Here is a 21594-nt window from a genome sequence, read left to right on the forward strand (position 1 = left end):
CCCCCCCCGCGGACTCCGCGTACGGCTCGGTCTCCACCCACGGTCGCGGGTCGACGCCCCACTCGCGGAGCGCGAGCACGCCGTCGGTGTCGCTCGCGTCCGCCCACGCCTCGCAGGCGTCTCGGAACGCCGCCTCGTTCACGTCTCGGTACTCGGTGCGGACGCGTCCGTTCTCGACGCGCGCGGTCGTCCACGCGCCGGTTCGTTCGATGGTTTCGACGTGCCCCTCGACGCGCCAGCGTCGCCGCCACCGCCTGACCCCGACCGCGGTCGCCGCGACCGCTCCGATGCCCGCGAGCGCCGCGAGCACGCCCGCGTTTCGCTCGCCCCAGCGCGTCGCCGCCGCCAGCCCACCCCAGGGCGGCCTGACCGCGTGCAGTTCGAACGAGTCGCCGTCCGCCGATTCAGCGCCGACGTACGCGCGGCCGTCCCGTTCCACCGCGTATACTCCCCGACCCGGCGTCTCGTAGCGCCAGCGAACCAGGCCGTCGTGGAGCGACCGCGCCTCCACGCCGTCCGCGGTCGGTACGCGGAGTTCGCCCCGTGACGACGTGATGAGGCCGTAGCCGTACTCGAACTCGTCCTGCCAGCGCGCCCGGCCGTCCGCGACGACCGTCACCGTCCGGGTCTCCCCGCTCCCGTCCGTGAACACGAGCAGCGCGCCGTCGGTGACGCTCACGCCCGCGCTGTCCGGCACGCCGTACCGCCACGTGACGCTCCCGTCCGGGCCGACGGCGACGATTTCCGTCTCTCCGCGGGCGTTCGCCGCTCGGAGGAGGACGCGGTCGCCGGTGGTGCCGACGGGCGACCCGGTGCTGCGCCACCACGCGACCGCGCCCGTGTCCACGTCCCACGCGATGAGGCGGTCGCGTCGCCGCGCGACCACGCGCCCCAGTGAGTCGTGCGCAGTCGTCCACGAGACGTTCTCGTGCCGCCAGCGCTCCGCGCCGTCCGTCACTCGGACGCCGACGAGGCCGCCGTCGGTTTCGAGCGCAACCGCCTCCGCCGTTCCCGCGGCGTACCCGGTCGCGTCCGCGACCTGCCACTGTTTGTCGCCCGACGCGATATCGACCGCGACCACGCCCGCGTCGGTGACCGCGTACGCCGTCCCCGCGTCGGGGTCGACGGCGGTCTCCAGAAGCATCGCTTCGCCCGGGTCGCCGAACGCCGTCGTCCACGCGGCCGCGCCGCTCGCCGGGTCAACGCCGGTGAGTGTTCGCTGGTCTACACCCTGTACGACGACGCGCTCACCCACCTCGGTGGTCTGCCAGCCGACCGACCCTCCGTACGTCCACCGTTCGCTCCCGCGGTCGGAGTCGAGGCCGACGACGCGCTCGCCGCCCTCGCCTCGTGCGGGCGCGACGAGCGTTCGCTCGGTGACGCGCGGCGGGTAGACGATGCCGGGCGCGCGGTACGTCCAGTCGTGGTGGAGGGCGGTTTCGGGGAGCGACCACGCGGGGAGGGTGGCGGCCGCGCCGAGGAACGCGCGTCGTGTCGCGGGCACACCCGTCACGTTCGCGCGCATCGACAAGAACGTTCGGCGATACACAACCCTCAATGCGCGCGCTCCCCGAAACCGGGTAATGAGAGACCACTTCGAGGTGCGCGCCCAGGACGCCGGGGGGCGCATCGGCGACCTCACCGTCCCGCGCGCGGGCGTGACGGTGGAGACGCCGACGCTGATGCCGGTGGTGAACCCGAACATCACCACCGTGGACCCCGCGCGATTCCGCGAGTTCGGCGCGGAAATCCTCATCACGAACTCCTACATCATCAAGAACGACGACGACCTCCGCGAGCGAGCGCTCGACGAGGGCTTACACGGGCTGCTGGACTTCGACGGCGCAATCATGACTGACTCCGGGAGCTTCCAGCTCGCCGAGTACGGCGAAATCGACACCGACACTGAGGAGATTCTGGAGTTCCAGCACGACATCGGGAGCGACATCGGGACGCCGGTGGACATCCCGACGCCGCCCGGCGTGCCGCGCGAGCGCGCGGAGGAGGAGCTCCGGGAGACCCAGCGCCGCCTCGAACTCGCGGAGACGGTCGAGACGGGCGAGATGCTCGTGAACGCGCCCGTCCAGGGCTCCACGTACCCCGACCTCCGCGAGGAGGCGGGCCGACACGCGGAGAACACCAGTCTCGACGTGTTCCCCGTCGGCGCCGTCGTTCCGCTGATGAACGACTACCGGTACGGCGAGATGTCGGACGTGGTCGCCGCCGCGAAACGCGGCCTCGGCCGGGACGCGCCCGTCCACCTGTTCGGCGCGGGCCACCCGATGATGTTCGCGCTGGCCGCTGCGCTCGGCTGCGACCTCTTCGACTCCGCCGCGTACGCGCTCTACGCCCGCGACGGCCGCTACCTCACCGTCCACGGCACCGAACACCTCGATTCCCTCCAGTACTTCCCCTGCGGGTGTCCCGTCTGCACCGACCACACGCCCGAGGAAGTCCAGCGGATGCCCGACGCCGCCCAGGAGGAACTGCTCGCCGAACACAACCTCCACGTCTCCTTCACCGAGCTGCGGCGGGTGAAGCAGGCGATTCGACAGGGGAGCCTGCTCGAACTCGTCGAGGCTCGCGCGCACGCGCATCCGCGAGTGCTCGACGGCTACCGGGCGTTCCTCGACCACGCCGGCCAGTACGAGGAATCGGACCCCGTGAGCAAGGACACGTTCTACTACACGTCCCCGGAGTCCGCGCGCCGACCCGAGGTCGTCCGCCACCGCGAACGCCTCGACCGCTTCGACCTCCCCGATACCGTGCTCCTCGCGGAGTCCGGGACGGACGACGACTTCGACGAGACGTGGCGCGTCCGCCCGCCGCTCGGCCCGTACCCGCGCGAACTCGCCACCAGCTACCCCTTCACCGCCGAGGTGCCGGAGCGCATGGACGACGCCGGCTACGAGGCCGCCGCGAAGGGCGTCTCTCGGCTCGTCGCGCTCAACCCCGGCACCGAGTTCACGCTCGCGCACCGCGACTGGCCGGCGCGCGCGCTCGACTACGTGCCGCCCCGGGTGGAACTGGTGAACCTCGAAACGGGACACACTACTGACTCCGGCGCGGAGGGCGACGCATGACCGACTACTTCGAGGTACACGAGCGGGATTCGGCCGCTCGACTCGGCGAACTCCGACTCGCGGAGTCCCTCGTGACGCCCGCGCTCGTCGACGACGTCGTAGAGGACGCGGGAAGCGAGTGGTTCCAGGGCCAGGAGTTCCCGGCGGGCGACGACGCCCAACTCACCATCCTCCCCTATCGCGGGTTCCCGTCCGGGACGCGCGAGGAAGTCCAGGAGTCGTTCGCACCCGACTACCCGGACGTGGAGTTCCCGAGCGCGGCCGTCGTCACGCCCCGAACCGTGCAGGACTACGGCGCGGACGCCTACGTGCTGTCGAACGCGCCCGGGTTCGTCGGGCACGCGAGCGCGTTCGCGAACGCCGTCGTCGAAGCGAAAGAACGCCTGCCCGCGGACAGCGCGCTCTACCTCTCCGGCGTCGCCACGCCCGCGAACGCCGCCGTCCTCGCGTACGCCGGCGTCGACCTCCTCGACGGTCACCGCGCCGCCGTCTACGGAACCCAGGGCAAGTACCTCACCACCGACGGCGAGCACGAACTCGCAGAGCTGGACGACCTCCCCTGCGCGTGCCCGGCCTGCCAGCAACCGCGCGAGGAGTTCGGCCGCGAGGACTGCAAGGAACACAATCTGAACGCGCTGCGCGCCGAACTCGCGCGCGTCCGCACCCGCATCCGCCAGGGCCGCCTCCGCGACTACATCGAGGGGCAGGCGCGCCACGAGGCCTGGCTCACCGCCGCGTTCCGCGAACTCGACCAGGAGTGGAGCTACCTCGAAGAACGCACGCCCGTGCAGCGCGACAACCTCCTGCTCGCCGCGTCCGAGGACACCCTCCGCCGGGTGGAGATTCAGCGGTTCGCCGACCGCGTCACCAGTCGGTACGTGAACCGGTACGGCGACGACCGCCCGCTCCTCCTCGTGCCGTGTAGCGCGCGAAAGCCCTACAGCGACAGTCAGAGCCACCGCCAGTTCCAGGACGCCGCGCAGTACCGCGCGCACGTCGTCTCCATGACCTCGCCCATCGGCGTCGTCCCGCAGGACCTCGAACTCACGTATCCCGCCCAGCACTACGACTCCGTCGTCACCGGCCGCTGGAGCGAAGACGAGAAGGGGTTCGTCGCGCGCGTCCTCCGGCGCTACCTCGAACGCACGGACTACCCGCGCGTCATCGCGCACGTCCCGCCCGAGGGCTACCGGGACATCGTGGAGCGCGTCGAGGACGACATCGACATCCCGTTCGAGTACACGGTCGAAGACCACCCGACCACCGGCGAGAGCCTCGCGAACCTCCGGGACGCGCTCTCCGGAGAAGACCAGATCTGGGTGTCGGAGCGCGAGGAACGCACGCTCCGCGCGGTCGCGGACTACCAGTTCGGCCGCGGCGCGGGCGACGACCTCCTCGGCGATATTCGGGTGCAGGGCCGCTACCCGAAACTCCAGGCGCTCGACACCGACGGCGAGCAGCTCGCCGCGCTCGTCCCCCAGTACGGCCTGCTCTCGCTGACGCTGCGTGGCGGCCGGCGCTGGGTCGACTCTCCCGTCGACACGAAAACCGTGGAAATCGACGACTTCGTCCCCCGCGGTTCCGTGCTCGCGCCCGGCATCGTGAGCGCGGACGACGACATCCGCGTCGGCGACGAAGTCGTCGTCCAGGGGCCGAGCGCGTTCGCCGTCGGGAAAGCCGAGATGCACGGTCGAGAGATGTCGGCGAGCACGCGCGGCATCGCGGTGGACGTCCGTCACTCCGAGGAACGCTAACTCAGCGGTCGCCGCCGTAGGCGTCGAGCCAGTCCTGGACTGCGCCCTTGAGCGCGCCGGTGGTGCTGCCGAGGTTGAGAATCTGGTAGCCGGCGTCGACTTTCTCGTTCACGTCATCCATGCCGAAGCCGAGGCCGCCGACGGGGACGTTCGCGTCGATGGCGGCGGCGCGAACGGTCTCCACGGCGTCCCGTACGTCGGGGTGGTCGAGTTCGCCGGGGTGGCCGTAGGCGACGGAGAGGTCGAGCGGCCCGAGGAAGACGAATCCGAGTTCGGGGACGGCGAGGATGTCGTCGATGTTCTCCACGGCCTCTCTGGTCTCGATGGTCGTCCCGACGACGGTCTCCGCGTCCTCGCGCGCGACGTAGTCGCCACGCATCCCCCAGCGCCGCGCCCGGGGCGACCCGAGGCCGCGTTTTCCGGGGTCGCCATCGTACGTGAAGCGCGCGGAACGCACCGCCGCCTCGACCTCGTCCGCGGTCTCGACGCGCGGCAGGAAGACGTTCCGCACGCCCAGGTCGAGCGCCTTCCGCACCAGCGTCGGGTCCGTGTCCGGGAGCCGAACCAGGAGTTCGATGTCCGTGCGCTCGGCCGCCCGCAACAGGTCCTCGACCTCGCGCGAGTCCCACGGGTCCGGCCCGCCGTGCTCGAAGTCCAGCCACACGAACTCCAGTCCGAGTTCGCCGTAGAACTCCACGAGCGTCGGACTGTACGCGTTATCCAGCACGCCGAGCGCCACGCCACCGGAATCGAGCGCCTCCTGCAACTGGTTCACCATACACGCACACTCGCACGCCGACGGAAAACCTCTACCGGCCCCGCGACCGCTTAGAGGCGTCGGTCGAGGAAGTCGTCGACGAGTTTGAACTGCCGTATCTTCTGGTCCACTTTTTCCGCCCTCACTTGCGTTCGGACGGAAAACCTGTTCTCGTGAGCGAAGCGAACGGGAGCTAGTTAGAAGACGCTTCTAACGATGGAGGAAAACCCCCCTTAGAGGCGTCGGTCGAGGAAGTCGTCGACGAGTTTGAACTGCCGTATCTTCTGGTTGATGTCGGTGGAGCCGTGGCCTTCCGCGCCGAGTTCCTCGTACTCGAAGTCGCCGTCCTCGCCCTCGGTCCAGCCCATGTCGAGGAGGGCGTCGCGGAAGACGCGCGCCTGGTCGACGGGACAGCGCGGGTCGTTGACGCCGTGAACGATGAAAATGGGGTTCCGGATGTTCTCGACGTGCGTGAGCGGGGAGCGCTCGCGCCAGAACTCCTCGTTCTCCTCGGGGTCGCCGAGCTGCTGTTCGAGCATGGACTGGAAGTGCGGCATCGAGTTCTCGTACATCTGGAGGAGGTCGGTGATGCCGACCTGGGCGATGCCGGTCGCCCACAGCTCGGGGTACTGCACCATCTGCCAGTACGCCGAATAGCCGCCGTACGACCCGCCCATCACCGCGACGCGGTCGGCGTCAACCCAGTCGAGGTTCTGGAGCCACTCGCCGCCCGCGGCCACGTCGGCCTGCTCGCCGCCACCCCAGTCGTTGTGGATGCGGTGCTTGAACTCGCGGCCGCGGCCCGTCGACCCCCGGTAGTTCGGCTGGAGGACGGTGTAGCCGCGGGAGACGAGGAACTGCGCGTACAGGTCGAAGCGCGGCATCGAGCGCGCGTGCGGGCCGCCGTGCACCATCACGACAGCGGGACTCGGGCGCTCGCCCGAATCGTAGAGGAGCGCGCCGATTTCCAGACTGTCCTCGCTCTCGTACGTGACGTACTCGGACTCGACGAACGTGTCGGGGTCGATGTCGCCGTAGGCGGGCGCGATGAGCGTCTCCGTCTCGCCGCTCTCGCGGTCGTACGCGTACAGGGTCTTGCGCTCGTCCGAGGTGGTGTGCGCGAGTATCGCGCGCCCGTCGCCATCGAAGTGTTCGTCGCCCGCGAGGCCGGCGACGCCCTCGTCGAGGTCGTACGCCGTCACGTCGCCCGATTCGAGGTCGTACTCGACGGGCATCGTCGCCGCGTTCCGCACGCGGGAGGCGACGACGGTGTCGCCGTCGGGGCCGAACGCCGCGCCGGACTCCTCGTACTCGCCGCCGGAGAGCCACTCCACCTCGTCCGTTTCGAGGTCGTAGACGCCGACGCGCCCGAGGTCGGTCGTGTTGTCGGAGACGAGTAGTCGGTCGCCGTCGGGATGCCAGTCGTTCGGGTAGGCCTCCGCGCCGACCTCGCCGATGTCGAGCTTCTGCTTCTCGCCGCCGTCCGCGTTCATTACGTACGCGTCCCGGTTCTCCAGCGCGTCCGTCTCGTTCGCGACGTACGCGATGCGCTCCTCGTCCGGGCCGAACTGGCCGCCGTGCACGGGCTGGTCGTACGCGGTCAGCTGTTCGGTCTCGTCCTCGCGGGTGTCGTACCGGTAGAGGTTCATCTGCTCGCCCGCGTCGCTCCCGTAGAGCACGTACCGGCCGTCGCTCGTCACGTCGTGGAACGCCGCCTGGCCGTCCACCTCGACGACGACCTCGACCTCGCCGTCGAGCGTCATCGCGTGGATGTCGTTCTGCTCGTCGCCGCCCTCGTCCTGATGGAAGAACACGCGCTCGCCGTCGCCGTCCCACGAGATGGGCCAGCGCGCCGCCCGCGGGACGTTCCCGTCGCTCACCTGCGTGCGCTCGCCGGACGCGAGGTCCTGCACGTACAGTTCGTTCCGCCCGGTCTCGTCGTAGTAGAACGCCACCCGGTCGCCGTCCGGCGACACGCGCGGGTGGTAGAACTCGGGAAGGCTCGCGAGTTCTTCGAGTTCGACAGCAGTTGTCACAGTCGTGTGTTACCACGGGCGGGCAAAAGCGTTCGCGTTCCCCACCTCGGTGGCCGATTCGGGAATCGACGGGTCTTACTGGCGGCCCGCGAACCACCCGGTATGAACGCTCCCGACCCGACCGAGTTCCGGCGCGGCGCGCGCGCCGTCCTTCCCCTCGTCCCCGCAATCGCGGGGTTCGGGCTGGTCGTCGGGGTCGCCGCCGGCAACGCCGGGTTCTCGCTCGCGCAAGCGATCGGGCTGTCCGTGTTCGTGTTTGCGGGCGCGAGCCAGCTCGCGACCATCGAACTCGTCGACGCGGGCGCGCCGCTCGCCGTCGTCGTGCTCACCGCCGTCGTCATCAACCTTCGAATGATGATGTACTCCGCGTCAATCGCGAGCTACTTCGACGACGTCGCGGAGCGGTGGCGCGCCGGCATGGCGTACCTCCTCACCAACCAGGCGTACGCGCTCTCCATCAGCCACTACGGCGACGACCCGCCCGCCGACCCCCGCGGCTACTACCTCGGCGTCGCCCTCCCGCTCTGGATAGTCTGGCAGATAACGACCGTCGTCGGTCTGCTCGCGGGCGCGAGCATCCCCGAGAAGTGGGGCGTGACGTTCGCCGTTCCGCTCGTCTTCCTCGCGCTCCTCGTCCCCGCGATGACGGACCGTCCCAGCGCGCTCGCGGCCGCAGTCGGGGGGAGCGTCGCCGCGCTCGGCGCCGGCCTCCCGCTCAATCTCGGCCTGCTCCTCGGCGCCGTCCTCGGCGTCGCCGCCGCGCTTGCCATCGGAGGTGGGGAGGCGTGAACGACCTCACGCTCTGGGCGCTCGTGCTCGTCATCGGGGCGGCGACGTTCCTCATCCGGTACTCCTTCATCTACCTCGTCGGCCACACCGGCGACCTCCCGCCGCGCCTTTCGCGCGCGCTCGCGTTCGTCCCGCCCGCGGTGTTCGCGGCGCTCGTCGTCCCCGAGTTCGTCAGCTACGACGGCGTCCTCCAGGTCGCACCCGACCAACTCACCGCGGGCGTCGCCGCGGCGCTCGTCGCCTGGTACACCGAGAACATGTTCGCCACCATCGCCGCGGGAATGCTCGCGCTCTGGGCGCTGCGCTTTCTCGTCTAGTCGAACGCGCGCTTCAGAGCGAGCAGAACGCCGCCGAGCATCGCGAGATTCCCGAAGAACGCGAGGCGCTCGCCGCTCGCGTCGCCCTCCTCGTTCCAGAAGTCGTGCATCGTCGCCGTCACCGTCACGAGCAAGCCCGCCGCGGCCGTCGTCGCCAGTCGGGGCAGCCGCCAGAGCGCGATACCGACGCCGGCCGCTAGCATCGCCGCGGACGCGAGCGGCGCGAGCACCGACGGCATCGGCACGCCCGCCGACTCCGCGTACTCCGCGTGGTCCTCCAGGTCGCGGAAGTCCTCGCTCGCCTGCAACGCCAGTCCAAGGCCGAGCGCGAGCCGGCCGAGCAGCCACGGTTTCTCGTCGCTCATACGCGACTGATTCGGCGCGGAGGCCAAAAACGTACTCCCCGCGTCAATCCATCGAGAGGTAGGTCTCGGTGCTCTCGACGCCGCGGACGCGCTGGATGCCGTTCGCGCTCACCTCCTTCACGTCCCCGGGCGACTCCACGTCGAGTTTCGCGATGAAGTCCACGTCGCCCGCGACGATGTGCGCGTCCACGACGCCGTCCAGGTCGGATATCTCGTCGAGGATGCGGTCCGCCTCGCCCGAGTTCGCCTTGATGAGGACGTACGCGACCACCATTTCAGTTCACCCCCGACGCCCGCGACGGCTCCTCCCCGACGAGTATCTGGCGCACGTCGTCCAGGGCGTCGAACTCCGCGAGCACGGCGATACGGTCCCCGACTTCGAGGGTGTCGTCCGGAAGGGGGAGGCCGAGCGCGCCGTCCTTCTTCCCGAATCCGAGCAGGCGACTGCCCGAGGGGAGTTCGAGTTCCGTCACGGTGTACCCCTGCATCGGCGCGTCCTCCGTCACCGTGAACTGCACGACTTGGAGGTTCTCCGCGAGGTCCGCGATGGCGGTGACGTTCCCTCCGAGGAGGGCGTTCTTCGCGCCGATGGCGCCGAGGCGCTCGGGGTAGACGATTTCGTCCACCTCGTCCGCGTACTTCCGGTAGATGTTCTCCCGGTAGTCCTCGTCGATGCGGAGGACGGTTCGACAGCCGTGGGCGTTCGCGACCATGCACGCCGCGAAGTTCACGTTCAGGTCGCCGGTGAGCGCGCCGACCGCGTCCACGTCGTCCAGGCCGGCGTCCACGAGCACCTCCTCGCTCGCGCCGTCCCCCTCGATGACCTCGAACCCCTCCGCGCGCGCTTTCTCGACCTTGTCGTGGTCGTTCTCGATGATGACGGCGTCGTGTCCCTCGTTCGCGATGACGCGCGCCGTACGGAACCCCACCCGTCCAGCACCGATGATAACGAAGCGCATACTCGACGTAGACTCGCCCGACCCATATAGGTTTGTGAGCACGCGACAAGCTTTTTGCGGACACCCGGCGAACTCCGACGTATGGTACACGCGTTTATCATGGTGAAGACGGCCGCCGGGTCGTCCGCCGACGCCCGCGACGCCATCCTCGACCTGGCGTTCGTCGTGGACGCGCACGTCGTCGCCGGCGAGTACGACGTTATCGTCGAAGCGGACGGGGACGCCGTCGGGGACGTGCTCGGCACGGCCTCCACCGACATTCAGGGCTTGGAGGGCGTGGAGGACACGAAGACGTACGTCTCGATGTCCGCCTAGAGGGCGTCCGCGAGCGCCGCCTCCACGTCGTCCAGCACGTCCTCCGGCGGCCGCGTCGCGTCGATACGCACGAACCGCTCCGGCTCCCAGTCCATGAGCGTCTCGTAGTTGTCGCGGACGCGTGCGAGGAACTCCACCTGCTCGAACTTGTTCGTCGCCCCAGCGCGCGCCGCGCCCGTCTCCGGGTCCACGTCGAAGTACAGCGTCAGGTCGGGTTCTCTGGTCCACGGCGAGTGAATCCCCCTGAGGTACTCCATCGGTCGAGGAACGTGACCGTCGAGCGCGACGCCCTGGTAGGCGTACCGCGAATCCGAGTACCGGTCCGAAATCACGAGGTCGCCGTCGTCGAGCGCGGGTCGAACCACCCGGGAGAGGTGCGCGGCGTGGTCGGCGGTGTAGAGGAACGCCTCCGCGACCGCGTCCGCGTCGTCGTCGTCGATGGAGCGCTGGACCGCGTCCCCGTACCAGGAGTCCGTCGGTTCTCGCGTGAACACGGCGTCCTCGCGGTCGGCGCGGAGGGCCTCCCAGACCGTCGTCTTCCCGCTGCCGTCGATTCCCTCCAGCGTGATGAGCATTCACCGCTACTGCGTGGGGGAGGCCTAAACGGCTTCCGGGACGGGCGCACCATTTAGGGTACCGGCCCGCGTCAGTCCCCGTATGCACGTACTCGTCACGGGCGGAACGGGGTTCATCGGGACGCGACTCTGCGCCGAACTCGCGGAGCGCGGACACGACGTGACGGCGCTCTCGCGCTCCCCAGAGGGCGACGTACCCGATGGCGTCGACACGTACGTCGGGGACGTGACGGCGCTCGACTCCATCCGGGGCGCGTTCGAGGGCGTCGACGCCGTCGTGAACCTCGTCGCGCTCAGCCCGCTGTTCAAGCCGTCCGGCGGCGACGAACGCCACCTCGAAGTCCACTACGGCGGCACCCAGAACGTCGTCGAGGCCGCCGAGAAGCACGACGTGGACAAGCTCGTGCAGATGAGCGCGCTCGGCGCGGACCCGACCGGCCCGACTGCCTACATCCGCGCGAAGGGCCTCGCGGAGGACGCCGTCCGCGATTCGGACCTGACCCACACCATTATCCGACCATCGGTAGTGTTCGGCGAGGGCGGCGAGTTCGTCTCGTTCACGAAACTCCTCACGACGCCGTACGTCACGGCGCTTCCCGGCGGCGGGAAGACGCGCTTCCAGCCCATCTGGGTCGCGGACCTCGTGCCGATGCTCGCGGACGCCCTCGCGGACGAGCACGACGGCGAGACGTACGAACTCGGCGGCCCCGAGGAACTCACGCTCGCCGAAGTCACCCGGCTCGTCTACCGCGCCGAGGGGACGTCCACGACCGTGCTCCCGATACCGATGGCGCTCGCGAAAATCGGGCTGTCCGTCGCGGGCGTGCTACCGGGCGTGCCGATGGGGTCCGACCAGTACCGCTCCCTGCGGTTCGACAACACCGTCGCCGAGAACGACGTGGCCGCGTTCGGCGTCGCCGAGGACGACCTCCGGACGTTCGCGGACTACCTCGGCGTCGCGTGAAACCTCACGAACGCCGCGGCGTCGCGTTCGGCGTCAGCACCGCGGTCCTCTACGCGCTCCTGGTCGGCGCGCCCGCCGTCGGTATCGGCCTCCCACTCGGGTTCGCTGTCACGGTCGGCCTGTTCGCCACAGCGTGCGGGCTCTGTAGCGCGTACTTCCTCGCGCGCGCCCTCGGCGAACGCCTCGCCACCTGACGAACACCCCGTAAACGACACGTTTAGACCCGTTCAAACTCACGAATTCGCGCGTTTGAGCGCGTCATTCTCGTTGACCCCATCAAAAGGCTTATCTCCGCCTTTGCACTCTTATTGGCAAAGGTAGCCACCATGAAACTCGCAATGATCGGGTTCGGCCAAGCCGGTGGGAAGGTACTCGATAAGTTCCTCGAGTACGACGAGAAACACGGCTCCGGTATCGTCCGGGCCGCTGTGGCCGTCAACACCGCCAAGGCCGACCTGATGGGGCTCGACCACGTTCCGGAAGAGAATCGCGTCCTCATCGGGCAGTCCCGTGTGAAAGGGCACGGCGTCGGCGCGGACAACGAACTCGGCGCGGAAATCGCGGAGGAGGACATCGACGAAGTCCAGGGTGCCATCGACAGCATCCCCGTCCACGAGGTGGACGCGTTCCTCGTCCTCGCCGGTCTCGGCGGCGGCACGGGGAGCGGCGGCGCGCCCGTGCTCGCGAAGCACATCAAGCGAATCTACACCGAACCCGTCTACGGCCTCGGCATCCTCCCGGGCGGCGACGAGGGAGGGATTTACACGCTCAACGCCGCACGCTCCTTCCAGACGTTCGTTCGCGAGGTGGACAACCTCCTCGTGTTCGACAACGACGCCTGGCGGAAGACGGGGGAGTCCGTACAGGGCGGGTACGACGAGATTAACGAGGAGATAGTCAAGCGCTTCGGCGTGCTGTTCGGCGCGGGCGAAGTCGAGCAGGGCGGCGAGGTCGCGGAGTCCGTCGTGGACTCCTCGGAAATCATCAACACGCTCGCGGGCGGCGGCGTCTCCACCGTCGGATACGCGTCCGAGACCGTCGAGACCTCCGGGAGTTCGGGCGGCGGCCTGCTCTCGAAGTTCACGGGCGGCTCGGACAGCCAGCCGGAGGACTCCGCGAATACGACGAACCGCATCACGAGCCTGGTGCGGAAGGCGGCGCTCGGCCGCCTCACGCTCCCGTGTGAGATCGATGGCGCGGAGCGCGCTCTCCTCGTCACCGCCGGCCCGCCGGCGTTCCTGAACCGGAAAGGCATCGAGCGCGGGCGGAAGTGGCTGGAGGAGCAGACCGGCTCGATGGAGGTCCGCGGCGGCGACTACCCCGTCCCGAACTCGGGGAACGTCGCGGCGGTCGTCCTGCTCTCGGGCGTGACGAACGTCCCCCGCATCAAGGAACTCCAGCAGGTCGCCATCGAGGCCCAGGAGAACATCGACGAGATCCGGGACGAGAGCGAAGAAAACTTGCAGAACCTGGTCGAAGACGACGACGATGAACTCGAATCGCTCTTCTAGAGCGCTCGTCGCCGTCCTCGGTCTCGCTCTGCTCGTCGCGGCAGTCGCACCTGCAGCGGCCGCCGTGCCCTCGATAGACGGGAGCGCGCCGGACAACGCCGAGGTCGGGACGACCGTCGACCAGACGTACGAACTCACCGACCTGTTCACGGAGTACAACGAGTGGACGCTCACGGGGGAGACAGACCTCTCCGAGGTGACGTGGACGGTGACGACGTACGACAACACCGGCCAGCAGATCGACCAGGAGACGCACACGGGCCAGTCGTTCGAGCACGCGCTCAGCGCGAGCGACGGCGCGGTCCGTGCGACCGTTCGCTTGCAGGCGACCGTGACCGAGGTGTCGGACTCCCTCTGGAGTTACGACCCGCCCCAGCAGTACACGGTCGCTGAGTTCGTGCAGGCCCAGCAGGGCGGCTCCAGCACGACCATCAACGAGTACCTGACGCGGCCGTACACGCAGGACTCGAACGAGGCGCGTTCGGCAATCAACGACGCGCAGGCCGCGATTCAGGAGGCGCAATCGGAGGGCGTCGATGTCTCTGACGCGCAGTCGACGCTCGACAACGCCATCTCGGCGTACGACAGCGCGAACTTCCCGAACGCGGTCGACCTCGCCGAACAGGCGGAGGAGACCGCTGAGTCCTCGATCGAAGCGGCTGAGTCCTCCGAGCAGACCACGCAGCTCATCATGTACGGCGTCGCGGCGCTCGTGGTCGTCCTGCTCGCCGCGGGTGGCTACCTCCTCTACCGGCGGAACCAGGGCTCGCAGGACAAGCTCGCGTAGTGCGCGTCCTCGTTCCGTTCGACGGTCGAACTCCCTGTTCTCGCCTCGCGCCAGTTCTCGATAGCGACGAACGAGCCGCGTTCGCAGGCCGCTTACGCGACGACGTGCTCGACGCGGTGCGGGCGGCCGGCGGCCATCCCGAACTCGTCGCCACCACTCCGATCGACGCGGACGTGCCGGTGACGGTGGACGACCGCTCGCTCTCCGCCGCCGTGAACGCTGCGCTCGACGCCGACGAGGAGCCGACGGCGGTGGTGATGGCGGACCTCGGGCTGGCGACGCCGCGCGCGCTCTCCCGGCTGTTCGTGGCGTCGGGCGATGTGGTCATCGCGCCCGGCCGCGGCGGCGGGACGAACGCGCTCGTCGTCCGCCATCCCGACTTCCGCGTGGACTACCACGGCGCGTCCTGCCGCGACCACCGCCGGGCGGCGCACGCGGTCGGCGCGAGCCTCCGCGAACTCGACTCCCACCGGCTCGCCACCGACATCGACGAACCCGGCGACCTCGCGGAACTCCTCTTGCACGCGGACGGCCGCGCTACTCGGTGGCTCCGGGACGCCGGCTTCCGGCTCTCGACGGGTGACGGCCGGGTCGCCGTCGAGCGACACCTCTAAGCACGCGCCGCCACCAGTCCCGGGTATGTCGTCGTTCCTCTCGCGGTTCGCGCGCGCCGCTGCGGCGCTCGCGGGCGCCATCGCGCTCGCGGTCGTCGTCTGGTTCGTCCTCCAGTCCGTGCTCGTGTTCGTCGTCGAGGGCGCGGTCGCGGCGACCGCGTCGTCGGCCGCCGCCGCGGCGCTGGTGCTCGTCGTCTCCGACGTCTATCTCCCGATCGGTGGCGGCCCGCGCACGGACGTGCTGCGGAACCGCCCGCCCGTCGAGAACGCTGTCGACGCGGCGCTCGCCGCCGGCGTCGCACTCGTCGCCGCGCTCGCTCTCGCACTCGCCGGGTACACGGACTGGATCGGCATCGGCGGCGGCCTCGCCGTCGGCTACCTCTCCTTCGTGATTCGACACCGCGAGGAGTACGCCGCCCGGTAGCGCAAGCGCTTTCACCGCGTACCCGTAACGCATTCCCGAATGATTCCGGGCGCCGACGAGTACGACGTCTCGCTCTCCATCGCCGAGAGCGACATCGACGCCGCGCTCTCGGTCACGCCCGACGACGTCGATGCTGCATCCGAGCTCACGTTCGCCCGGAACGTCTTCCTCCCGCTCACGACCGCCTGCCGGTACACGTGCACGTACTGCACGTTCTACGACCCGCCGGGGCAGGCTGACCTGATGAGTCCCGACGACGTTCGGGAGGCCGTGCGGCGCGGCGCGGACGCGGGCTGCACGGAAGCCCTGTTCACGTTCGGGGATGACCCCGACGACCGCTACACCGACGTGCACGACCAGCTCGACGAGTGGGGGTTCGACTCTATTCACGCCTACCTCCGGCGCGCCTGCGAAATCGCGCTGGACGAGGGACTCCTCCCGCACGCGAACCCGGGCGACCAGACGCGCGAGCAGATGGAGCTCGTCGCGGACGTGAACGCCTCGATGGGCGTGATGCTCGAAACCACCGCGGACGTGCAGGCGCACGGCGGGCCGCGCGCGAAGGTTCCCGGACAGCGATTGAACACGCTGCGGAACGCGGGCGAACTCGAAATCCCGTTCACCACCGGCATCCTCGTCGGCATCGGCGAGGACTGGCGCGACCGCGCCGAGTCCCTGCTCGCTATCCGCGAACTCCACGAGCGCTACGGCCACATCCAGGAGGTCATTGTGCAGCCGGTGTCGAACAACGAACGCTGGCAGGGTGGGTCGCCGGGCGTTGAGGAGCTTCGGCGCGCGGTCGCGATGGCTCGCGGCGTGCTCCCGGCGTCGGTGAGCGTGCAGGTGCCGCCGAACCTCGCGCCCGTCCGGGACGTGCTCGACTGCGGCATCGACGACCTCGGGGGCGTGTCGCCGGTGACGGACGACTACATCAATCCCGATTACGAGTGGCCGGCGGTCAAGGAACTCCAGTCAATCGCGGACGAGGCGGGGGTCCCGCTCCGCGAACGCCTCCCCGTCTACGAGCGCTACCTCGACGAGTGGGTGTCAGACCGCATTCGCGCGGCCGTCGACGCCGACGACGCGGCGGGCGAGCGCTACCGCGCGGTGCTCGATTAAACCCAGCCGGCGAGGCGTTTCCTGAACACCGTGTACAGCACGGAGATACCGAGACCGCCGAGCAACAGCAGGCGGACTCGCGTGTCGAACGCGAACAGGAGCGGGAGCGTGACGATGACGCAGAGCGCGAGGTCTCTCGGCGACCCGTCGTAGGGAATGACGCGGCGGGGCGGGAGCCAGCGCTTTCCGAGGTGTGAGTAGACGCCGCGGTGGTCGTCGGAAATCCAGGGTTTCCGGCCGAGGCCGCCGCCGAGCACTTCGGTGAGGCAGTGGAGCGCGGCCGAGACGAGGAAGCACGCGACGGCGACGCTCACGGGGGTCGGGTACGCGAGCGCGACGAGGACGGCGAGCAGGGCGAGCGCGGGGTAGAGTTCGGGGTGGTGGAGGGTCTTTCTGTGCTCCAGGTGGAGGTCGAGGTCGGGGAACACGCCGCCCGCGTACCCCGCGTACGCGGCGGTGACGGCGAGCGCGGGGTCGAACGGGAGGACGAGGAGCGCGGGGAGCACGCCGAGGACGGCGTGCGTGGTCGCCATCACGCTAGAGGAGCGGCGTGCCGTCCGCGTTCGGCCCCAGCGTCGGGCCGTGCGGTCCCTCGCCGCTGATGCGGCGGCGTTCGGTGTAGTCCGTGGAGCGCTCGACGGGCACGCGACCGATGGCCTCTATCATCTCGACGTAGTCGTCGAAACTCCGGAACTCGCCGTACTCACCGCCCGCGCGCTTCGTGATCTCCTCGGAGAGAATGGTGCCCATGAAGTCGTCCGCGCCGCAGTTCAGGAGCTTCATCCCGTGTTCGTCGCCGTACTTCACCCACGACGACTGCACGTGCTCTACGTTGTCGAGGAAGAGCCGGGAGACCGCTATCATCAGTTCGTCTTCTTCCTTGCTCGCACCGGTCTCGACGACGCCGTGCTCGTGCAGGGGCGTGTTCTGGTGGACGAAGGAGAGCGGAACGAACTCCGTGATGTTCCCGGTTCGGTCCTGGAGGTCGCGCACGACCTCGAGGTGTTTCACGCGGTGCATCGCGTTCTCGACGTGGCCGTACATGATGGTCGCGGTCATCGGTAACCCGACTGCTGCGGCGGCCTCCATCGACTCGACCCACTCGTCTGTGTCGATTTTCCCGGGGCAGATGACCTCCCGCACCTCGTCCACGAGGATTTCGGCCGCGGTCCCGGGGACGGTGTCCAGTCCGGCGTCGTGGAGTTCGCGGTAGACGTGTTCGTAGTCCCAGTCCGCGCCGCGCTGGGCGTGCTCGACTTCCTCGGGCGTCATCGAGTGGACGTGTGCGCCCGTCTCCGCCATTCCTCGGATGTACTCCTCGTAGGTCGCGGGCGGCGTGTCGTACACTTCGGGCGGTTTATAGTTGAGTTCGGGGTCGTCCGCGTCGAGGAGTTCGTGGTGGTCGTCGTTCAGCGCGAGACCAGGGTGGAGACCGGACACCGAGGTCACTTCGTACACGCCGCGCTCGACCGCGTCCGCGACGACCGCCTTCGACTCCGCGGGCGTTTTCGTGAACCCGGCGTGTTCCTGGTCGTGCTCGGTCTCGAACTGATGGGCGGTGTCCTTGAAGTTGCAGAACAGACAGCCGGTGTTGCAGGCGGTGGTGACGTTGTTGTTCACGTTCGCGACGAACGTCACCTCCTCGCCGACGACCTCGGCGCGCCGGCGGTCCGCGGCCTCCAGCACGAGCTCTTTTCGCTTCGGGTCGATGCCGGCCGTGTCGGTGCCCGTGGTGATGAGTTCGACGCCGTCCGCGACCGAGAGGCGGCGGCCGTCGCGGGCGTTCGCGAGGGCGTTCTCGAAGGACTGGTCGGTCTCGGGGACGTACTCGTAGTCGAAGTCGTCCTCCCCGAGGGAGGCGGCGCGCGACATAGATACCAGGTGTCGGTAGAGCGTGAAAAGCGGGCCGGTCCCGGAGGTGCACGAACGCGCATACTTCTCCATCGGAAACGGAGGGGTTTGGGCAGGGTAATGGAAACCGCTTTGTGAGTCGCGTCCGCTCTCCCACCTATGACGAGCGTCAAGGACCTCCACGTCGACCGCGCCGCCACCGCCGACCGGCTCGGCCGCGGACGCTTCTCCTTTACGGACGACTACTCCGTCTTCGACTGGGGGAAGATGCCCGACGAGATTCCGGGAAAGGGCGCGAGCCTCTGCGCGATGGGCGCGTTCAACTTCGAACGCCTCGAAGCCCGCGGCATCCCGACCCACTACGAGGGCGTCGTCGCTGACGGCGAGACCACCCGGCTGGACGCGCTGGACGCCGACGCGGACGCGCCGACCGAGATGGCGGTCGACCTCGCGACCGTCCCCGACCTGCCGCACGACGGCCGCGACTACGACTACGACGCCTACTACGCCGCCCGTCGCGACAACGTCCTCATCCCCCTCGAAATCGTCTTCCGGAACTCGGTTCCCGTTGGGTCCAGCCTCCGGTCGCGCGCCACGCCCGCCGACTGCGGCCTCGATTTCGATAGCTGGCCGGACGAACCCGTCACCCTCCCGACGCCCGCCGTGGAGTTCTCCACGAAACTGGAAGAGGGCGACCGCTACCTCGACCTCGATGAGGCCGAACGTATCGCCGGCCCCGCGGACCTGAACGAACTCGAATCAGTCGCGCTCGACGTGAACGAACTCGTCACCGAGCGCGCCGACTCAGTAGGACTCACCCATCAGGACGGCAAAATCGAGTGCATTCTCGCTGACGGCGAGGTCCGGGTCGCGGACGCCGTCGGGACGTTCGACGAAAACCGCTTTTCCTACGACGGCCAGCAGGTGTCGAAGGAGGTCGTCCGGCAGTACTACAAGCGCACCCAGCCCGACTGGGTAGAGGACGTGGCCGCGGCGAAGGCGCGCGCGGACGCGGAGGACGTGGCGGACTGGAAGCGCTTCTGCGAACTCGAACCCGACCCGCTCCCCGACTCGGTGGTTCGCGCGACGAGCGACCTCTACCGGGCGGGCGCGAACGCGTACACCGGCATCGACTTCTTCGACGCGCCCGCACTCGACGCGGCCGTGGACGCCGTCCGCGACCTCTAGTCGTCGAGCGCTTCGTCAACGGGAGCGTCGGGGTTCGCGTCGCTCGCGGGGTCGGGGAGGCCGAGCTGGTAGTCGTCGGCGTCCTCCCGGAGGCGCGTGCGGCCGCGGTGCACGCTCACGTCGTCGTTCAGGTGGAGGGAGACGGCTTCGCGGAGCGCGTCGGCTTCGAGCGGCTGGCCGCGCGCCTTCACGTCCTCGACGGTAGCGTCGTCGGGCACGTCGAACGCGCGCTGCGTGATAATCGGCCCCTGGTCGAGGTCCGTCGTCACGTAGTGCGCGGTCACGCCCGCCACCCGCACGCCCTCCTCGACGGCCTGCCGGTACGCCTGCGCGCCCGGGAACGCCGGGAGGAGGCTCGGGTGGATGTTGATGATGCGGCCCTCGTACCGGAACACCACGTCCGGGCTGAGAATGCGCATATATCGTGCGAGCACCACGAGGTCGACGCCGTACTCGTCGAGGATATCGAGTAACTCCGATTCGTCGGGCGTTCCGCTCTCGTCGCCGATATCGTGGAACGGCACGCCCGCGGACTCCGCGACGGGTTCGAGGTCGTCGTGGTTCCCGACGACGACCCGGATCTCGCCGTCGAGGTTCCCCGACCCCGCGGCGGACAGCAAGTCCTCCAGACAGTGCGACTCCTGCGTGACGAGCACGGCGATACCGCGGGTTTCGCGGGCGTCCGGGAACCGCACTCGGATGTCGACGCCGAGGTCGTCCGCGAGGTCGTCCAGCGTGTCCGTGAGCGTCTCGCGCGTGCACACCATCTCCCGGGTGTCCGCGCGCAGCGTCATCCGGAACACGCCCTCCCGTACCGCCTGGTCGATGTCCTCGATGTTGATTCCGCGCTCGAACAGCAGGCTGGTGACGTTCGCGACGAGTCCGGTTCGGTCGTCGCCGACGACCGTAATCTCCGTGTACTCTTCGGTCACGCGCACCACCGCCGTAGTCGAGTCATCACCCGTAGAAGGGCGGGGACGGCCAAAAGGGTAGCCTTCCGCGCAAACACTTGTCGGTCAAAGAGCCATCGTTGCCTCCGGTAGGTAGTTACGAGGACCGGGACACGTCCCGGGTATGCAGCGACGAACGTTCCTCGCCGGCGCGGGCGCGGCGGGTGCGACCGGACTCGCGGGGTGTTCCGCGCTCGCGACGGAGGTGTCGGCCGCGACGCTCTGGATAGACGAGGGCCGCGAAGTGTACGCCTCGTTCTCGGCGGACGGCGACGAAGTGGCGGCCGCCGGCCTGCGGTTCTACGAGGCCGCGGACGACACCGTGTCGTTTCGCGCGTGGGTGGAGCGGACGGCGGGCGCGTCCTACACGGACGTACGTCTCGCGCTGACGCACGGCGACCCGCCCGGCGCGCTCTACATGCGGCCGCCGAGCGCGACCGAACGCCCGGCGTTCTCCTACACGCACACGAGCAACCCCGCGGGCGCGGTCGTCGCGCTCGACGACCCCGACGATGCCGACACGCTCACCTACGGCTTCCGGTTCGACCCGCAGGGTGGCGACACCGACCTCCGACTCGACGTCGACCTCGGCCTCACCACGGGCGGCCTCCGCCCGACCCGCTGGCAGTGCAGCGCCACCCGACCCCTCACGCCGTCCACCCACGTCTAACCACGTTCGTGTAACACGACGCGTAACCACAATCGTTTTTGGGCACGAACGCGCTTCTCCGCGTGATGACCGCCTACACCGCGACGGTGACCGTCCGCCTCAAGCGCGGCGTCCTCGACCCCGAAGCCGAGACGACGAAGCGCGCGCTCGAACGGCTCGGGTTCGACCTCGACGGCCTCCGCTCCGCCGACCGCTTCGAACTCGACCTCGACGCCGACAGCGCGGACGACGCCGCCGAGCGCGCGGACGAGATGGCGGAACGCCTCCTCGCCAACCCCACCATCCACGACTACGACGTGGAGGTCACCGAACGCGAATGACCCAACTCTCTGATACCGCCGGTCTGCGAGCTCACGGAGGTGTCTCGCGGTGACCGTCGCCATCACCGATACCGCCGGTCTGCGAGCTCTCGGAGGTGTCTCGCGATGACCGTCGCCATCACCGATACCGCCGGGCTGCGTGATCACGGCGGTGTCTCGCGCTGTCCGTCGCTATCGTCCGCTTCGGCGGGACGAACTGCGAGCGAGACGCCCGGCGCGGCCTCCAGCAGCTCGACGTGGACGCCG

At 69.2% G+C, this 21594-nt stretch carries 25 protein-coding genes; 15 read left to right on the forward strand and 10 right to left on the reverse strand.

Annotated elements, in window-relative coordinates; translation table 11 throughout:
- The coding region (locus tag U3A55_RS00255; protein ID WP_330989510.1) for an outer membrane protein assembly factor BamB family protein at positions 1-1504 on the reverse strand (1504 nt) is incomplete at its 3' end.
- A gap of 79 nt (positions 1505-1583) precedes the next feature.
- On the opposite strand from U3A55_RS00255, the gene tgtA reads away from it, so the two are divergent.
- A complete protein-coding gene (gene tgtA, locus U3A55_RS00260; protein ID WP_330989511.1) occupies positions 1584-3083 on the forward strand; it encodes a tRNA guanosine(15) transglycosylase TgtA in 1500 nt (499 codons plus the stop codon).
- Positions 3080-4837, forward strand: a complete 1758-nt coding sequence (gene arcS / locus U3A55_RS00265; RefSeq protein WP_330989512.1) for an archaeosine synthase subunit alpha — start codon at positions 3080-3082, stop codon at positions 4835-4837. Before tgtA ends, arcS begins: the two co-directional genes overlap by 4 nt.
- A gap of 1 nt (position 4838) precedes the next feature.
- Here arcS and U3A55_RS00270 read toward each other — a convergent pair whose 3' ends face one another.
- Positions 4839-5615 (reverse strand): HpcH/HpaI aldolase family protein, encoded by a 777-nt coding sequence (locus tag U3A55_RS00270; RefSeq protein ID WP_330989513.1) that lies wholly within the window; start codon positions 5613-5615, stop codon positions 4839-4841.
- Between the two features lie 212 nt (positions 5616-5827).
- Entirely contained in the window at positions 5828-7630 is a 1803-nt protein-coding gene (locus U3A55_RS00275) for a S9 family peptidase (RefSeq protein ID WP_330989514.1), read from the reverse strand.
- Positions 7631-7732: 102 nt separating this feature from the next.
- On the opposite strand from U3A55_RS00275, the gene U3A55_RS00280 reads away from it, so the two are divergent.
- Together U3A55_RS00280 and U3A55_RS00285 are read left to right on the forward strand one after the other, a co-directional pair.
- Positions 7733-8419, forward strand: a complete 687-nt coding sequence (locus U3A55_RS00280) for an AzlC family ABC transporter permease (protein WP_330989515.1) — start codon at positions 7733-7735, stop codon at positions 8417-8419.
- Positions 8416-8736 (forward strand): AzlD domain-containing protein, encoded by a 321-nt coding sequence (locus U3A55_RS00285; RefSeq protein WP_330989516.1) that lies wholly within the window; start codon positions 8416-8418, stop codon positions 8734-8736. Before U3A55_RS00280 ends, U3A55_RS00285 begins: the two co-directional genes overlap by 4 nt.
- Here the strand turns inward: U3A55_RS00285 and U3A55_RS00290 are convergent.
- The 3 genes from U3A55_RS00290 to U3A55_RS00300 are packed head-to-tail and all read right to left on the reverse strand — an operon-like array spanning position 8733 to position 10060.
- On the reverse strand, positions 8733-9101 hold the full coding sequence (locus tag U3A55_RS00290; protein WP_330989517.1) for a DoxX family protein: 369 nt from the start codon (positions 9099-9101) through the stop codon (positions 8733-8735). The genes U3A55_RS00285 and U3A55_RS00290 overlap by 4 nt on opposite strands.
- A gap of 43 nt (positions 9102-9144) precedes the next feature.
- Positions 9145-9375 (reverse strand): Lrp/AsnC family transcriptional regulator, encoded by a 231-nt coding sequence (locus U3A55_RS00295; protein WP_330989518.1) that lies wholly within the window; start codon positions 9373-9375, stop codon positions 9145-9147.
- Position 9376: 1 nt separating this feature from the next.
- Positions 9377-10060 carry a potassium channel family protein gene (locus tag U3A55_RS00300; protein WP_330989519.1) on the reverse strand — a complete coding sequence of 228 codons (684 nt, stop codon included), beginning with the start codon at positions 10058-10060 and terminating at the stop codon, positions 9377-9379.
- Between the two features lie 81 nt (positions 10061-10141).
- On the opposite strand from U3A55_RS00300, the gene U3A55_RS00305 reads away from it, so the two are divergent.
- Positions 10142-10375: an Lrp/AsnC ligand binding domain-containing protein gene (locus tag U3A55_RS00305; RefSeq protein ID WP_330989520.1), complete on the forward strand. Its 234-nt coding sequence runs from the start codon at positions 10142-10144 to the stop codon at positions 10373-10375.
- On the opposite strand, the gene tmk is transcribed toward U3A55_RS00305, so the two are convergent.
- Positions 10372-10950: a dTMP kinase gene (tmk, locus tag U3A55_RS00310; protein ID WP_330989521.1), complete on the reverse strand. Its 579-nt coding sequence runs from the start codon at positions 10948-10950 to the stop codon at positions 10372-10374. The two genes, U3A55_RS00305 and tmk, sit on opposite strands and share 4 nt — an antisense overlap.
- A gap of 82 nt (positions 10951-11032) precedes the next feature.
- Here tmk and U3A55_RS00315 point away from each other — a divergent pair, with 82 nt between their 5' ends.
- The 7 genes from U3A55_RS00315 to cofG all read left to right on the forward strand — a co-directional run bounded on the left by U3A55_RS00315 (position 11033) and on the right by cofG (position 16369).
- Positions 11033-11914, forward strand: coding sequence for a complex I NDUFA9 subunit family protein (locus tag U3A55_RS00315; protein WP_330989522.1), 882 nt, complete (start codon positions 11033-11035; stop codon positions 11912-11914).
- Positions 11911-12108 carry a hypothetical protein gene (locus U3A55_RS00320; RefSeq protein WP_330989523.1) on the forward strand — a complete coding sequence of 66 codons (198 nt, stop codon included), beginning with the start codon at positions 11911-11913 and terminating at the stop codon, positions 12106-12108. Before U3A55_RS00315 ends, U3A55_RS00320 begins: the two co-directional genes overlap by 4 nt.
- Positions 12109-12240: 132 nt before the next feature.
- The gene (locus U3A55_RS00325) at positions 12241-13425 is read left to right on the forward strand and encodes a tubulin/FtsZ family protein (protein WP_330989524.1); all 1185 of its coding nucleotides are present in this window, start codon (positions 12241-12243) and stop codon (positions 13423-13425) included.
- A complete protein-coding gene (locus U3A55_RS00330) occupies positions 13403-14212 on the forward strand; it encodes a hypothetical protein (RefSeq protein ID WP_330989525.1) in 810 nt (269 codons plus the stop codon). Before U3A55_RS00325 ends, U3A55_RS00330 begins: the two co-directional genes overlap by 23 nt.
- Entirely contained in the window at positions 14212-14826 is a 615-nt protein-coding gene (gene cofC / locus U3A55_RS00335; RefSeq protein ID WP_330989526.1) for a 2-phospho-L-lactate guanylyltransferase, read from the forward strand. The genes U3A55_RS00330 and cofC overlap by 1 nt, the downstream gene beginning before the upstream one ends.
- A gap of 25 nt (positions 14827-14851) precedes the next feature.
- Positions 14852-15250: a hypothetical protein gene (locus tag U3A55_RS00340; protein WP_330989527.1), complete on the forward strand. Its 399-nt coding sequence runs from the start codon at positions 14852-14854 to the stop codon at positions 15248-15250.
- Positions 15251-15289: 39 nt separating this feature from the next.
- Complete coding sequence (gene cofG / locus U3A55_RS00345; protein ID WP_330989528.1) at positions 15290-16369, forward strand: 7,8-didemethyl-8-hydroxy-5-deazariboflavin synthase subunit CofG; 1080 nt, start codon at positions 15290-15292, stop codon at positions 16367-16369.
- On the opposite strand, the gene U3A55_RS00350 is transcribed toward cofG, so the two are convergent.
- The gene (locus U3A55_RS00350) at positions 16366-16902 is read right to left on the reverse strand and encodes a metal-dependent hydrolase (protein WP_330989529.1); all 537 of its coding nucleotides are present in this window, start codon (positions 16900-16902) and stop codon (positions 16366-16368) included. The genes cofG and U3A55_RS00350 overlap by 4 nt on opposite strands.
- A 4-nt stretch (positions 16903-16906) precedes the next feature.
- Positions 16907-18241: a 7,8-didemethyl-8-hydroxy-5-deazariboflavin synthase subunit CofH gene (cofH, locus tag U3A55_RS00355; protein WP_330989530.1), complete on the reverse strand. Its 1335-nt coding sequence runs from the start codon at positions 18239-18241 to the stop codon at positions 16907-16909.
- Between the two features lie 138 nt (positions 18242-18379).
- Between cofH and U3A55_RS00360 the strand changes: the two genes are divergently transcribed.
- Positions 18380-19408 carry a phosphoribosylaminoimidazolesuccinocarboxamide synthase gene (locus U3A55_RS00360; RefSeq protein ID WP_330989531.1) on the forward strand — a complete coding sequence of 343 codons (1029 nt, stop codon included), beginning with the start codon at positions 18380-18382 and terminating at the stop codon, positions 19406-19408.
- On the opposite strand, the gene U3A55_RS00365 is transcribed toward U3A55_RS00360, so the two are convergent.
- On the reverse strand, positions 19405-20340 hold the full coding sequence (locus tag U3A55_RS00365) for a formyltetrahydrofolate deformylase (protein ID WP_442978246.1): 936 nt from the start codon (positions 20338-20340) through the stop codon (positions 19405-19407). The genes U3A55_RS00360 and U3A55_RS00365 overlap by 4 nt on opposite strands.
- Before the next feature lie 142 nt (positions 20341-20482).
- Between U3A55_RS00365 and U3A55_RS00370 the strand changes: the two genes are divergently transcribed.
- Together U3A55_RS00370 and purS are read left to right on the forward strand one after the other, a co-directional pair.
- Positions 20483-21028: a hypothetical protein gene (locus U3A55_RS00370; RefSeq protein WP_330989533.1), complete on the forward strand. Its 546-nt coding sequence runs from the start codon at positions 20483-20485 to the stop codon at positions 21026-21028.
- A 65-nt stretch (positions 21029-21093) separates the two neighbouring features.
- Positions 21094-21348, forward strand: coding sequence for a phosphoribosylformylglycinamidine synthase subunit PurS (gene purS / locus U3A55_RS00375; RefSeq protein WP_330989534.1), 255 nt, complete (start codon positions 21094-21096; stop codon positions 21346-21348).
- Positions 21349-21594 lie beyond the last annotated feature (246 nt).

Origin of the sequence: Salarchaeum sp. III, from assembly GCF_036418315.1 — an archaeon.
Lineage (GTDB): Archaea > Halobacteriota > Halobacteria > Halobacteriales > Halobacteriaceae > Salarchaeum.

Bases quoted from the DNA above. Each gene is read 5' to 3' on its own strand.
- tgtA (WP_330989511.1), top strand. From the start codon at position 1,584: ATGAGAGACCACTTCGAGGTGCGCGCCCAGGACGCCGGGGGGCGCATC.
- arcS (WP_330989512.1), top strand. From the start codon at position 3,080: ATGACCGACTACTTCGAGGTACACGAGCGGGATTCGGCCGCTCGACTC.
- U3A55_RS00270 (WP_330989513.1), bottom strand. From the start codon at position 5,615: ATGGTGAACCAGTTGCAGGAGGCGCTCGATTCCGGTGGCGTGGCGCTC.
- U3A55_RS00280 (WP_330989515.1), top strand. From the start codon at position 7,733: ATGAACGCTCCCGACCCGACCGAGTTCCGGCGCGGCGCGCGCGCCGTC.
- U3A55_RS00290 (WP_330989517.1), bottom strand. From the start codon at position 9,101: ATGAGCGACGAGAAACCGTGGCTGCTCGGCCGGCTCGCGCTCGGCCTT.
- U3A55_RS00295 (WP_330989518.1), bottom strand. From the start codon at position 9,375: ATGGTGGTCGCGTACGTCCTCATCAAGGCGAACTCGGGCGAGGCGGAC.
- U3A55_RS00300 (WP_330989519.1), bottom strand. From the start codon at position 10,060: ATGCGCTTCGTTATCATCGGTGCTGGACGGGTGGGGTTCCGTACGGCG.
- U3A55_RS00305 (WP_330989520.1), top strand. From the start codon at position 10,142: ATGGTACACGCGTTTATCATGGTGAAGACGGCCGCCGGGTCGTCCGCC.
- tmk (WP_330989521.1), bottom strand. From the start codon at position 10,950: ATGCTCATCACGCTGGAGGGAATCGACGGCAGCGGGAAGACGACGGTC.
- U3A55_RS00315 (WP_330989522.1), top strand. From the start codon at position 11,033: ATGCACGTACTCGTCACGGGCGGAACGGGGTTCATCGGGACGCGACTC.
- U3A55_RS00325 (WP_330989524.1), top strand. From the start codon at position 12,241: ATGAAACTCGCAATGATCGGGTTCGGCCAAGCCGGTGGGAAGGTACTC.
- U3A55_RS00330 (WP_330989525.1), top strand. From the start codon at position 13,403: ATGAACTCGAATCGCTCTTCTAGAGCGCTCGTCGCCGTCCTCGGTCTC.
- U3A55_RS00340 (WP_330989527.1), top strand. From the start codon at position 14,852: ATGTCGTCGTTCCTCTCGCGGTTCGCGCGCGCCGCTGCGGCGCTCGCG.
- cofG (WP_330989528.1), top strand. From the start codon at position 15,290: ATGATTCCGGGCGCCGACGAGTACGACGTCTCGCTCTCCATCGCCGAG.
- U3A55_RS00350 (WP_330989529.1), bottom strand. From the start codon at position 16,902: ATGGCGACCACGCACGCCGTCCTCGGCGTGCTCCCCGCGCTCCTCGTC.
- cofH (WP_330989530.1), bottom strand. From the start codon at position 18,241: ATGTCGCGCGCCGCCTCCCTCGGGGAGGACGACTTCGACTACGAGTAC.
- U3A55_RS00360 (WP_330989531.1), top strand. From the start codon at position 18,380: ATGACGAGCGTCAAGGACCTCCACGTCGACCGCGCCGCCACCGCCGAC.
- U3A55_RS00370 (WP_330989533.1), top strand. From the start codon at position 20,483: ATGCAGCGACGAACGTTCCTCGCCGGCGCGGGCGCGGCGGGTGCGACC.
- purS (WP_330989534.1), top strand. From the start codon at position 21,094: ATGACCGCCTACACCGCGACGGTGACCGTCCGCCTCAAGCGCGGCGTC.